This window comes from Pontibacter sp. H249 (assembly GCF_037892465.1).
In the GTDB taxonomy this organism is placed as follows: Bacteria; Bacteroidota; Bacteroidia; order Cytophagales; family Hymenobacteraceae; genus Pontibacter.
Map to the genome: position 1 here is coordinate 51221 of NZ_JBBKTR010000015.1, position 12614 is coordinate 63834.

11 protein-coding genes are annotated in these 12614 nt (G+C 45.5%); 3 read left to right on the plus strand and 8 right to left on the minus strand.

The annotated features are described in order from the left end of the window. The first annotated feature begins 70 nt into the window (after window positions 1-70). The 3 genes from WG943_RS16760 to WG943_RS16770 all read left to right on the plus strand — a co-directional run bounded on the left by WG943_RS16760 (window position 71) and on the right by WG943_RS16770 (window position 5064). Window positions 71-997: a phosphatase PAP2 family protein gene (locus tag WG943_RS16760; RefSeq protein ID WP_340410760.1), complete on the plus strand. Its 927-nt coding sequence runs from the start codon at window positions 71-73 to the stop codon at window positions 995-997. A gap of 76 nt (window positions 998-1073) precedes the next feature. After that, window positions 1074-3485, plus strand: coding sequence for a DUF5686 and carboxypeptidase-like regulatory domain-containing protein (locus WG943_RS16765; RefSeq protein WP_340410762.1), 2412 nt, complete (start codon window positions 1074-1076; stop codon window positions 3483-3485). 64 nt (window positions 3486-3549) lie between these two features. Next, on the plus strand, window positions 3550-5064 hold the full coding sequence (locus tag WG943_RS16770) for an NAD(P)H-hydrate dehydratase (RefSeq protein WP_340410763.1): 1515 nt from the start codon (window positions 3550-3552) through the stop codon (window positions 5062-5064). On the opposite strand, the gene WG943_RS16775 is transcribed toward WG943_RS16770, so the two are convergent. The 8 genes from WG943_RS16775 to atpE form a co-directional block, all read right to left on the minus strand. Further along, complete coding sequence (locus WG943_RS16775; RefSeq protein WP_340410765.1) at window positions 5057-5959, minus strand: hypothetical protein; 903 nt, start codon at window positions 5957-5959, stop codon at window positions 5057-5059. The two genes, WG943_RS16770 and WG943_RS16775, sit on opposite strands and share 8 nt — an antisense overlap. Before the next feature lie 107 nt (window positions 5960-6066). Then, window positions 6067-6627, minus strand: a complete 561-nt coding sequence (locus WG943_RS16780; RefSeq protein ID WP_340410859.1) for an inorganic diphosphatase — start codon at window positions 6625-6627, stop codon at window positions 6067-6069. A gap of 60 nt (window positions 6628-6687) precedes the next feature. Further along, window positions 6688-8388: an alkaline phosphatase PafA gene (gene pafA, locus WG943_RS16785; RefSeq protein ID WP_340410767.1), complete on the minus strand. Its 1701-nt coding sequence runs from the start codon at window positions 8386-8388 to the stop codon at window positions 6688-6690. 176 nt (window positions 8389-8564) lie between these two features. After that, window positions 8565-9452 carry an ATP synthase F1 subunit gamma gene (atpG, locus tag WG943_RS16790; protein WP_340410768.1) on the minus strand — a complete coding sequence of 296 codons (888 nt, stop codon included), beginning with the start codon at window positions 9450-9452 and terminating at the stop codon, window positions 8565-8567. A gap of 70 nt (window positions 9453-9522) precedes the next feature. Continuing rightward, window positions 9523-11103 (minus strand): F0F1 ATP synthase subunit alpha, encoded by a 1581-nt coding sequence (gene atpA / locus WG943_RS16795; RefSeq protein ID WP_340410770.1) that lies wholly within the window; start codon window positions 11101-11103, stop codon window positions 9523-9525. A 2-nt stretch (window positions 11104-11105) separates the two neighbouring features. Then, window positions 11106-11663, minus strand: a complete 558-nt coding sequence (atpH, locus tag WG943_RS16800) for an ATP synthase F1 subunit delta (RefSeq protein ID WP_340410772.1) — start codon at window positions 11661-11663, stop codon at window positions 11106-11108. Window positions 11664-11717: 54 nt separating this feature from the next. Then, a complete protein-coding gene (locus WG943_RS16805) occupies window positions 11718-12212 on the minus strand; it encodes a F0F1 ATP synthase subunit B (protein WP_340410773.1) in 495 nt (164 codons plus the stop codon). 141 nt (window positions 12213-12353) lie between these two features. Further along, the gene (gene atpE / locus WG943_RS16810; RefSeq protein WP_299817806.1) at window positions 12354-12614 is read right to left on the minus strand and encodes an ATP synthase F0 subunit C; all 261 of its coding nucleotides are present in this window, start codon (window positions 12612-12614) and stop codon (window positions 12354-12356) included.

Here is a 12614-nt window from a genome sequence, read left to right on the forward strand (position 1 = left end):
GCAGCTGTGGCACGATTTTTACGATTAGTGGGTTTATATACAGATTATTAACTCAAAACTAACTTATACTTTGAGATTAGCTAAGAATCTAACAGCACACCTGCTTTGGGTATCGCTGCTTGCAAGCCCATTTGTAAGTCAGGCACAGTCGCAGCGCAACTTCACAGACACATTACCGGAAAGTATAAATCTTGCCGCAACGGCACCACCTGCTGCTGCATTAGCAGCAACAGATACCCTTCATACTTTATCGGATAGCCTGAAGAAGGAGCTAAGTATAATTCAGCTGCCTGCCGATACGGTTTATCCGGGCCAGAAAAAGCCGTTTACTAGGTCTCAGCTGCAAGAAGGTAGCAATAAGCGTTTTTTAACGAGGGCTGTAGTACCAGCGGCTGCACTAATAGGGCTGGGTATTTATACGATGCAGGATAATGGTTTTTACAGCAGCCACGATTTGCGGGATGTACGCCATAAGCATGCCCCTAACTTCAGAACGAAGGTAGATGATTACCTGCTTTTCATTCCGGCAGCCTATATGTATGGGTTTAATGCATTCTCATCGCAAAACCGCCACGACATCGGCCGCCAGACTGGTTTACTACTAGCTTCCGGAGCGCTTACCTCAGCCCTGGTTTGGCCAACTAAAAAGCTAACGAACATAGACCGGCCAAATGGAGAAAACCATGCATTCCCATCAGGGCACACGGCCTATGCATTCACCATAGCCACGGTTGTAGATAAAGAATTCCGCCACAAGAGCCCCTGGATTAGCGTAGGCAGTTATACCATTGCAGGAGCCACAGGCGCCTTTCGGGTACTAAACAACAAACATTGGATGGCTGATGTGTTGGCTGGTGCTGGTGTAGGCATCCTTTCAGTAAACACAGTATACTGGCTGCACGACAAGCTTTTCCAGAACAAAGGCCTTAATACGACAGTGTTACCAACTGTGCTTCCTAATGGATCGCCAGGTTTGGGCCTGTCTGTTACTTTCTAAATCAGGAAGCATTATAAAGCTAAATAGCGCTTATTCCGTAGCAGGAGTAAGCGCTATTTATTTTTATATTTACCAGATGCCTAAGTTCCTAACTGCTGTTTTATACTTTATACTGTATGCCGCTACTGGCGCAGCCCAAGTGCAAAGCGTACAGGGCGTAGTACGTGATGCTAAAACCAACGAAAAGCTGGCTTTTGTGAGTATTGCGGCCAACAACGGCGAAACGGGCACTACCACTAACCTGGAGGGGCAGTACCAGCTGCGCCACAACAGGCCTATTTATACGTTGCGCTTTAGTTATGTAGGCTATGAGCCACAGGTTATCTACCTCGATTCGCTAGAAACGGTTAATGTATACTTGCAACCGTCAGCAGCGCAGCTGCAGGAGGTAATTGTGCGAGGCACCGGAGAGAATCCTGCACATCGTATTATCCGACTTGCCAGGCAGAACCGTAACCAGAACAGCATCGAAAACATCCCCGCCTATACTTACCGTACTTACAACAAGTTTATACTTACCGCAGTAGACGATCGCCAGATAGATTTAAGTGATACGTTACGCCTTTCAGAACAAGACTCTGCTTACCTGAACATGCGCAGCCTACTAGCGAAACAGCACCTGTTCCTGATGGAAAGTATAACCGATTACGCTTACTTAAAGCCCGATAAGACAAAAGAAACGATATTGGCCACGCGAGTTTCAGGGTTGCAGCAGCCTAGCTTTGGCGTGGTAGCTGCCGAGAGCAGAGATTTCTCTGTGTATGAAGATATGCCTGTATTCTTCGGCAAGCGTTATCTTAGTCCTTTGAGCCCCGGCAGTACCCGCAAGTATAACTTTGTGCTTCAGGAAACAAATATTATTGGCAGCGACACTGTTTTTATCATTTCTTATAAGCCAGAGCAGGGCAGGAATTTTGAGGGATTAGAGGGTTTGCTCTACATCAACAGCAACGGCTGGGCAGTACAGAATGTGCTGGCTCAATCTGCGGCCAACGACGACAAGCGAGGAATAAAACTACAGCAGCGATTTGAGCCAATTGGACTACAAAACCGTTGGTTCCTGACAGAACTAGATGTGGAGATCACCATTCCGCAGCTTTCTTTCAAAGGCCATCAACCTTATGGCCGCCTGCGCACTTACATTACCAACATTAATCTAAACCCTAACCTACGCAAATCAGACTTTGGTGTGGTGGCACTACAACAGACACCTAATGCGCACAGGCAGCCGGAGAGCCTCTACCAACAGCACCGCCCAGATTCACTTAACCTTAAAGAGCAGCTAACCTACACTAAAATGGATAGCGTGGGCAAAGCCGATAAACTGGACCGCACGATCAGGTTGATGGAGTACCTGGTGGCAAAGCAGATCCCGCTAGGCCCAATTAGCCTTGACATAAACCGCCTGTTTAAAGCAAATGCTTTTGAGGGCCCACGGTTGGGTGTGGGTGCCCATACCAACGATCGGTTTTCTGAACGGTTTATACTTGGTGGCTACTGGGGCTATGGTTTTAGAGATGAGGAGGCAAAGTATGGTGCAGATGCCACTGTTATACTTCATAAACCATCGGAGCTCCAGGTAGAAGCGCAGTTTTTCGAAGATGTGCTGGAACCGGGTGGTAGGCGCTTGCCTTTCCAGTCTCGAAAACTCCTCACCGACCTGCGACCTGCTGTACTTACCAGCCTCAACTATACCACCCATAAAAGTATAAGCGTATCGGGTAGGCTGGCTCGTTACCTGCAGGTGCAAACCCAACTGCGCCAGGAGCAGCACAGGCCAACCTTGTTTACTCCCGAAAATGCTCCTTTACCGACTTATAATTTATCTGAAGCAGTAGTAAGTCTGCGTTATGCCTATGGCGAAAAATACATGCAGCAGTTTAACCAGTTGATGCCTGTGGCTAATGACCATCCGGTGCTGTGGCTGCAGTATACACGAGGCCTTGATGATTTGCTAAACGGGGATTACAGGTACGATAAGTATGAGGCAAGATTGGAGGCTAACTTACGGCATCGCACCTTTGGCCTTAGCAGCTTTAAGCTGGCAGGTGGTTTAGTTGATGGGGATGCCCCTTTCTTCTCGATCTTTAACGGCTACGGCAGCTACAACCCTAATTACAAAGTATACTCCGGCGATGGTTTCGAAACTATGCGCCCCTACGAGTTCTTCGCTGATCGGTTTGCTGCCCTCTTCTTTTCGCAGAACTTTGGTAAACGCTTTTTGCGTACCAGCTTTTTTAAGCCAGACGTGGTGGTAGTGACCAATGTTGGTTTCGGAGAGCTTGAGCAAACTATAGCAGAGGTTCCCTCTGAAGAAATCACAAGTATGCGCAAGGGTTTTTATGAGTCTGGACTAATGCTTAACAACGTGATCAGTTCTACTTTTTCCGGCATTGGTGTTGGTGCGTTTTATCGGTATGGCCCTTACTCTTTTGATGAGGCAAAGGATAACCTGCGTATAAAGCTGACACTAACGTTGGCGTTTTAAGCGCATCTGCACACAAAACCCATTCTGTCATTCCAAGTATATCTTCTAAACCATCAGTTAAACTATGAAACTTCTTTCCGCAGCACAAACCAGAGAAGCAGATGCCTATACAATAAAAGAAGAAGGAATAACTTCTGCTGACCTGATGGAACGTGCAGCAAAAGCTTTTACTAGCTGGTTTGAGAACAAATTTCTGCCATCAGAAGAAGTTTACATATTCTGCGGGCCTGGTAACAATGGCGGCGATGGATTAGTAGTGGCAAGGTTATTATACTTGCGCGGCTATACGGTGCAAGTTTTTCTGGTAGGAGATACAATAAAAGCTTCCCCGGATTTTAAAGTTAATTTAGAGCGCCTTTCTGACGAGCTTGCCCCAAAGCACATCACGAATACAGATGATATTCCTGCGCTTTCTTCAAGTATAAATGTTATCGATGCACTATTCGGTACCGGTCTTAATCGCCCTGTAACAGGTGTTTTTGCTGAGGTAATAGATAAACTTAACGACAGTGATGCCTTCGTTACTGCTATTGATATGCCCTCTGGCCTTTACGCCGACAGCCAAACGCCAGCCGAAGGGGCCATAATCAAAGCAAAGTATACGGTTAGTTTTCAGTTGCCTAAGCTGGCTTTCTTTTTGCCGCAGCACGAGGAGTTTGTTGGTGAGTGGCACGTGGTACCAATTGGGTTAAGCGAGGCATTTATCTCAGAGGTAAAGACAGATTTATACTTTACCACACACCAGGATGCTCAGCCTATAATTAAGCCACGAAAGAAGTTCTCCCACAAAGGCACCTATGGGCATGCACTTCTGCTATGCGGTGGTTTTGGTAAAATGGGTGCTGCTGTTCTAGCTGCCCGTGCTTGCCTACGTAGCGGGGTGGGTTTATTAACTTTACAAGTGCCATCTGCCGGTTATACTGTACTGCAAACCGCCGTACCGGAAGCCATGGCACTTGCAGATAAAAACCGCAAGCTTCTTTCAGAACTACCAGATGATTTGGAGAAATTCAGTGCTATTGGTATAGGCCCTGGATTAGGTACAGAGCGTGCTACCAAAACAACTTTAGGTCAGCTGCTTGCTACCTCTGCGCAACCTATGGTGATAGATGCCGATGCTATTAATATCATAGCGAGCAGCGAAAAGCTTAAAGCACAATTACCTGCAAACAAAGTTATTTTCACGCCGCACCCTAAGGAGTTTGAACGGCTGGTTGGTAAAAGCAATAATGAGTACGACCGCCTACGCGATATGCTGGAGTTCTGCCAAGAATATATATGCTATATCGTGCTTAAAGGTAACAATACAGCCATAGGCACTCCGGATGGCAAGCTCTACTTTAACACAACAGGTAACTCTGGTATGGCTACTGGCGGTACTGGTGATGTTCTCACCGGCATTATCACGGCACTAGTTGCTCAGGATTATACTTTAGAAGAGGCCTGCCTGCTAGGGGTATACATTCATGGTTTGGCAGGAGATCTGGCATTAAAAGATGTAGGAGACATTTCCATGATAGCCTCTGATGTGATTGATCATCTGCCCCAGGCTTTCCTGCACCTGCAGCAGCTTAACTAAAAGCTAGATACACCATACCAGCATGCAGCAGCATGGCACCATCAGCGAGTAAAGCATAATAAATGCGTGGCTTATGCTCGTTTGAAAATATTACTACCAGTGCCGCCATTGCTGCACTGGCTACCAATGCCCACTGCACCTCATTTACCTCAGTTTGTAGCGCCAATAAAACATAAACTGCTAAAAGCGCCAACGACAGCAATTTTGTGTTTTTTACACCAATTAAACCCGGAATGGTTAATGTTTTCATACTTCTGTCATAAGCATAATCTCTTATGTCAAAAAGTAACGCCAGAGCAAGTATAAACAGGAAGCGGCGCAGCAGCAGCATTACTGCCTGTGCATCCCAGGCTGCTATACCGGCATCCAGCAACGGAAACCATGCCGTTACCACGGCCCATACATAAGCTATCAGAAACACCTTTAGCAGAGGTATACTTCTTAGAGGTTTTACTTTGTTTGATTTATAGATAATAGGAACCGTATATCCCACAGAAATAACAGCCAGGTGTAGCAGAACCCATATACTTACCTCCAGGCCGTAATAAAAGTAAACTCCTGCCGCCGCCGCTATACTTAGTGCGCCTACAATGGCAAGTAACTTTTTATTTCGCTCCCACCACGCTGCTCCATGTTTATACTGCTTTTGGTGCGGCCTCCGAATAAAACTATATACACTGCTGAGGTTGTAGGTAAACAAAGTAGCTAGAAAAACAAAAACAGCCATAGGCAAGGAAATTGGAAGGTTTGCCAATTTGTATGTTTCTATCGTCAGGCTAAAGGCACAGCAGGAGATAAATACGCTGCTATACAACACGGCTCCCAGTATCTGTTGTGCCAGTTGGTGCTGTGGTTTATATTTCCCTTCTATACTTATATGTTGGTCCTGGGCCATTACCTGCAATTACGCAACTATTCCTGCGTGTGTCAAACTGCAATAAAAACAAAAAGCCTGACGCAGAGATTGTCTCCATGCCAGGCTTAACAGGAAAAGTAAAATTGTTACAGTGTCCGCACTTTCTTTGGCTCACCAAATGTCGCATTGTAAAGTTCAATGCTATCATTTATGATTTTGTAAGCGTGCTCACGACCTAAGAACTGCTCAACTATTACCTCTTTGTGCTCCAGTTTTTTATAGTCTTCAAAAAATCTGCGCATCTCCAGAAGCGTGTGTGGCGGTAACTCAGAAATATCATTAATGTGGCGCACAGACATATCGTTGTAGGCTACCGCAATGATTTTATCATCTTCTTCATTGTTATCGATCATCTGCATTACGCCTATTACTTTTGCGTCTATCAGGCACATTGGTTGTACGTCAATCGAGCATATTACCAAAATATCCAGTGGGTCTTTATCGTCGCAGTAGGTCTGTGGGATAAAGCCATAGTTTGCAGGGTAATTTACAGAAGAGAAAAGCACACGGTCCAGCTTTAGCATACCACTTTCCTTATCCAACTCATACTTTGCTTTCGAACCTTTCGGTATCTCAATGATTGCGGTTACCACCTCGGGAGCTTCATCGCCGTAGCTCACGCTATGCCATGGGTTGTTGTTATCCATATTCTCCATTTAAAAAAATTTAATGTGCGCCGTTTATTTCCTCATCTTCAGGCGCTATGTTTATTTCATGTGTTGTTGCAATGGTTGCCCTACGCTTCCGTTAGGCTCCTGAATATATAGCCAGGAAGCGATGGTTGGAGCGATATCTGCTACTTTTGTTTCTACCGAGCTTTCACCGTGTCTTACCTTCCAGCCATACCATACCATCGGAACATGGGTATCATAGTTAGAGTACGAGCCATGTGTAGTACCTGTTTGTCTTCCCGATCCATACCCTTCAAACCAGGCTGGGCTTAGAATTAATACCACGTCTCCGCTTCTTGATGGATAGAAACCACGCTCTACTCTGCTTAATGCACCACTTGCCCAACTTGACGTAGCCAGACTTGATCCTGTTACAGCTCTTTCTACTGGCGATAAGCGGATTACATACTCGGCCACACGTTGCTGCACTTCGCTTAACTGTAGCTTTTTACTGTCAACTAATTTTCTGTTCAGATAGATTTGCTGATTCATGTAACGTTCTATCCATGGTCCTTTGCCATACAGCTTTGTCAGGTGGCTCTCTACAGAGTCTCTGATTATGGCCGATGTAGATACTCCGGCAGGTATTTTGTGCTCCGACAAGTATGCTGGTACATGTGCCGCACCGTGGTCAGCTGTCAGGAAAAACAAAACATTTCCTTTACCTACTTCAGCCTCTATTGCATCTATCATTTCACCTAGTTCTATATCCAGGCGCAGAAATACATCCTGAGCCTCAACAGAATTAGGACCAAAAGTATGACCTACGTAATCAGGTGTAGAAAAGCTTACAGTTAAAAAATCCGTATACTTTCCTTTGCCTAAGTTCTCGCCTTTAAGAGCAGCAAGTGCAAAGTCCCTCGTGATGGTGTTCCCACCTGGAGTAGAGCGAAGAAGTTCAAAATCTTTCTTCCTGATGGTAGGCAGGTTGTGCGGAAACACTGGTTTGCTTTCTCCAGATAATGTTCCTTCCCAAGGCATGTCGTCAGCTGTACTTTCTGTGTACTGTTCAATTGGTAGCAATGTGTTCCATACTTTGCTCAAGTACTGATCCGGATACTGTTGTTTATTGAACTCCTGTACCCATGCCGGCAAGTCTTTCATGTAGAAGGTACTTGTAATAAAGTTACCGTTCTGTGAGTCGAACCAATAGGCACCGTTACCTAAGTGACCAGCAGGCAGTATAGACCCTCTATCTTTCAGTGCTACACCGATCACCTTAGAACCCATATTTGTGGCTAGCCTCAGCTCATCTGTAATGGTGGTGGTAACAAGATTAGCCGGCGACATTAGACCTGCATCTGATGTACTTCCAACTGTTTTCACAGTCTTATCTTCGGTACAATATACTACCTTACCTGTAGTTCTATCGTACCAGCTGTTGCCTACTATACCATTAAGTGCAGGCTCACTGCCTGTATAAATAGAGGCATGTCCTGGTGCTGTATAAGTTGGTACGTAGCTATACTGTGTATTCTTAAAGTTAAAGCCTTGCCTTAAGAGTTTCTTGAAGCCGTTATCGCTGTACTTGTCCCAGTAACGGTACAGGTAATCGTAACGCATTTGGTCTACAACAATACCTACAATCAGCTTTGGCCTGTTAAGTTCTGTTAAAGCAGCACCTGACTGGTTTTGAGCTGTTGTTGTTTGTGCAGGTTTTGCACAGGCACTCAGCATCACCACCATCACGATAGCCACCTTTGCCCATACAGTATGCTTTAAGTCTCTAATCATCATTGGGTTTTATTATACCAACTGCAAATATAACAGGCGTGTATCTTATCATTTCTGATAATTACCTGTTATAACTCAAATTTTTTAATTTGTTAACAGTGTAAGTATAGTACAGCTACAAAAAAGAAGCAGCGCCCACCTATTTGATGGGCGCTGCTTCTCTTGAGTTCTTATTCTTCTTATTCTGAAGCCAGAGCCTCTGCACCACCCACAATTTCAAGAATCTCCTTGGTAATTGCAGCTTGGCGCGTCCTATTGTAGGTTAGCTTCAGCTGTTTTAGAAGCTCACCTGCGTTCTCTGTTGCTTTATCCATCGCCGTCATTCGGGCACCGTGCTCAGAAGCATTAGACTCCAACACTGCTTTGTACACCTGAATTTTAAGCGACTTTGGTATCAGCTCTTGTATTATCTCTTCTTTAGAAGGCTCAAAAGTATAATCGATCAGCATAGCAGAAGCATTCTCCTCCACCGGATTTTCCTCAATTGGCAGGAATTGCTCTGTCTGTACAATCTGGGTAGCAACGTTTTTGAACTCGTTATACACAAGATCTACCTGATCAAATCGGCCATTTACAAAACCATTCATGGCAAACTCGGCAGCGCCTCTTACTGTGTCAAAAGACAAGTTTGAGAAAATGGTAGTGTAGTCACCATTTACGTTGTAGCCTCTTTTCTTTAAACCTTCAAAGGCTTTTCGACCTATCGCAAGTATAGTAACGTTGCCAGTTGCCTGCTGCGCGCTATACTTTGTATTGATAAGAGAAACAACACCTTTTATGATGTTTGAGTTAAAGGCACCAGCCAAACCACGGTCAGAAGAAACAGCAATAATTAGCACATTTCTTACTTCACGCTTCTCAGTGTACTGGTTTGTTACAGAGCCTTCCGTTATAGAAGATAGGTTTGCCAGTATTCCGCTTAGGCGCTGAGCGTAAGGGCGCATACGCAGAATGTTATCCTGTGCACGTCTCAACTTAGCAGCTGCCACCATTTTCATGGCTTTTGTAATCTGCTGTGTTGATGAGATGGATGTGATGCGGCCTCTAACCTCTTTTAAACTTGCCATAATGTTGTTGCTATAAGCATAAACCAGGGGTTAGCAGCCTTAGCTACAAACCCCTGACTTTTTAAATCAACTATTTTTTATACTTAGCCGATACTTCTCTGGCTACTTGCTTGATCGTGTTGGTTGTTTCGTCGTCCAACTTTCCAGCTTTCAGCGCATTCAGCACATCGTTATGCTGTGCACGCATGGTACGCAGGAAGTCTTTCTCGAATTCTCTAACCTCAGAAACCGGAACGTTATCCATCAAACCGTTTGTAGCGCAGTAAATAATTGCTACCTGCTCTTCTACAGATACAGGAGAATACTGTGCCTGCTTCAAGATCTCAAGGTTACGACGGCCACGCTCAATTGTAAGCTTAGTTGCCGCATCCAGGTCAGAACCGAATTTAGCGAAAGCCTCCAGTTCACGGAACTGCGCCTGGTCAAGCTTAAGCGTACCAGCTACTTTCTTCATCGACTTGATCTGAGCAGAACCACCCACACGAGATACCGAGATACCTACGTTGATCGCAGGACGGATACCTGAGTTGAACAGGTTTGTCTCAAGGAAGATCTGACCATCCGTAATCGAAATTACGTTTGTCGGGATATAAGCAGAAACGTCACCAGCCTGCGTCTCGATGATTGGAAGGGCAGTAAGTGAACCACCACCTTTAACCAATGGACGAAGAGAATCCGGTAAATCGTTCATGTTTTTAGCGATCTCATCAGATGCGTTGATCTTAGCGGCACGCTCCAATAAGCGAGAGTGCAGATAGAATACGTCACCTGGGTAAGCCTCACGCCCTGGAGGTCTTCTTAGAAGAAGAGATACCTCACGGTAAGCTACGGCCTGCTTAGAAAGGTCATCATAAACAACCAGTGCCGGACGGCCAGTATCACGGAAGAACTCACCAATAGCAGCACCTGTAAATGGCGCGAAGAACTGCATTGGAGCCGGATCAGAAGCTGATGCAGCTACAACTACTGTATAATCCATAGCGCCACCTTTTTCAAGGGCCATCACAACTTGTGCAACAGTAGATGCTTTCTGGCCAATAGCCACATAAATACAGAATACAGGCTCGCCTCTTTCGAAGAACTCACGCTGGTTCAGGATAGCGTCAATCGCAACAGCTGTTTTACCAGTCTGGCGGTCACCGATGATAAGCTCACGCTGGCCACGGCCAATCGGAATCATCGAGTCAATCGCTTTGATACCAGTCTGCAGCGGCTCGTTTACCGGCTGACGGAAGATAACACCAGGAGCCTTACGCTCTAATGGCATCTCATATAATTCACCCGCAATTGGGCCTTTACCGTCGATAGGCTGACCAAGTGTATTTACTACACGGCCAATCACGCCTTCGCCTGCTTTGATAGAGGCAATGCGGTTTGTTCTTTTAACGGTAGCCCCTTCTTTGATCTCGCTGTAGTCACCAAGCAATACGGCACCTACGTTGTCCTCTTCCAGGTTCAGAACGAGTGCCTGAAGTCCGTTCTCAAACTCTAATAGCTCACCAGACTGTGCTTTGGAAAGGCCATAGATACGAGCGACACCGTCACCCACTTGTAGTACAGTACCAACTTCTTCCAGTTCTGCCTCAGAGCGGAAGTTTGATAGCTGCTCTCTTAATATGGCTGATACTTCGTCAGGTCTTACTTCTGCCATGATTATAGTTTATTAATGTATGGGTTGTCTTTGAATTCATTTCTCAGCTTGCGAAGACTGTTCTTCACTGAGCTGTCTATTTGTTTATCACCTACTTTAAGCACGAAGCCTCCGATTAGTGATGGGTCGATTATTTCCAACAACTGGATTTTCTGACCATACTCTGCAGCTAACTTGCCTACTAATTGCTCGCGCAGGTTTGCAGTAAGCGGCAGCGCCGATGTTACCTGAGCTTTAACAATACCTTTGATCGTATTGTACTGCTCTTCAAAAGAAGCTGCGATGAACTCAAGGTGAGACTCACGCTGCTTGCGGGCTACAATGCTGAAAAAAGCCAGTGTAAGCTCCTGCACTTTGCCTTTAAATACCCCGTTAAGTATAGCCAGCTTTTTATCAGGCTTAACTATCGGGTTCTGAAGCAACAGCTGAAAATCGCGGTTCTGAGAAACTACCTTTGAAAAAAGCTGCATATCGTTATGCACTTCCTCCAGTATGCCTTTCTCATTGGCCAGCTCAATCAGCGACTTCGCGTATCTGGAAGCAACTCTAAATTCTGACATAATGCTTGTTTATGATACAGCGGCCGCGTTAAGGCAAACCACCTTTAGATTCTTTTAGTTAAGCGTTACTTCACGGATGTAGTCCGCTGCCAGCTCCTGCTGTGCAGCTGGGTTGCTAAGCTCTTTTCTCAGGATGCGCTCTGCAATATCAAGAGAAAGAGTAGCTGCCATATTCTTCACTTCTGTGATAGCGGCGCGCTTCTCATTTTCGATTGCCTCACGTGCCTGTGCAATCATGCGTGCACCTTCCTCGTTGGCTTTCAGCTTTGCTGACTCAACAAGAGCATTACCAGCTTCAGAAGCTTCTTTAAGAATTTTATCACGCTCTAAACGTGCTTCTGCCAACAGCTTCTCGTTATCTGCTTTTAGCGATTGTATCTCAAGCTTTGCTCTTTCGGCAGCGCTTAATGCATCTTCAATGGAAGCTTCACGCTCGTTAAGCGCTTTCATGATTGGCTTCCAAGCAAATTTAGCTAGCAGGAACAGAACGATCAGGAATGTTACCAGCTGCCAGAAAATCAGACCAAAACCTGGGGTTACTAAGCTCATTTGTTTATCTTATTTGAAATCTTGTTTCTATTTAAGGGCCTCGATTTTACTCTGGCAGACGAGCACCTTCAACTGCCTCAAACTACTTCAGACCTCATCGTCCGGACCATGCGTCCGGACGTGAGATCATCAAAAGACTAATTAGCCTTTGAAAGAAATTAACAAGCAAACTACCACACCGAATAGTGCAACACCTTCGATAAGGGCGGCCGCGATAATCATGGCAGTCTGGATTTTACCACCAGCCTCAGGCTGACGAGCGATAGATTCCATAGCAGAGCCACCGATTCTACCGATACCCAAACCAGCGCCTAGAGCTACTAGACCAGCACCGATACCGGCACCCATGATAGCTAAACCAAAATCAGTGGTCGCTGCTTGAAGCAAAAGAGCTAATAACAT

Bases quoted from the DNA above. Each gene is read 5' to 3' on its own strand.
- atpE (WP_299817806.1), bottom strand. From the start codon at position 12,614: ATGTTATTAGCTCTTTTGCTTCAAGCAGCGACCACTGATTTTGGTTTA.
- atpA (WP_340410770.1), bottom strand. From the start codon at position 11,103: ATGGCAGAAGTAAGACCTGACGAAGTATCAGCCATATTAAGAGAGCAG.
- atpH (WP_340410772.1), bottom strand. From the start codon at position 11,663: ATGTCAGAATTTAGAGTTGCTTCCAGATACGCGAAGTCGCTGATTGAG.
- WG943_RS16765 (WP_340410762.1), top strand. From the start codon at position 1,074: ATGCCTAAGTTCCTAACTGCTGTTTTATACTTTATACTGTATGCCGCT.
- pafA (WP_340410767.1), bottom strand. From the start codon at position 8,388: ATGATGATTAGAGACTTAAAGCATACTGTATGGGCAAAGGTGGCTATC.
- WG943_RS16780 (WP_340410859.1), bottom strand. From the start codon at position 6,627: ATGGATAACAACAACCCATGGCATAGCGTGAGCTACGGCGATGAAGCT.
- atpG (WP_340410768.1), bottom strand. From the start codon at position 9,452: ATGGCAAGTTTAAAAGAGGTTAGAGGCCGCATCACATCCATCTCATCA.
- WG943_RS16770 (WP_340410763.1), top strand. From the start codon at position 3,550: ATGAAACTTCTTTCCGCAGCACAAACCAGAGAAGCAGATGCCTATACA.
- WG943_RS16775 (WP_340410765.1), bottom strand. From the start codon at position 5,959: ATGGCCCAGGACCAACATATAAGTATAGAAGGGAAATATAAACCACAG.
- WG943_RS16805 (WP_340410773.1), bottom strand. From the start codon at position 12,212: ATGAGCTTAGTAACCCCAGGTTTTGGTCTGATTTTCTGGCAGCTGGTA.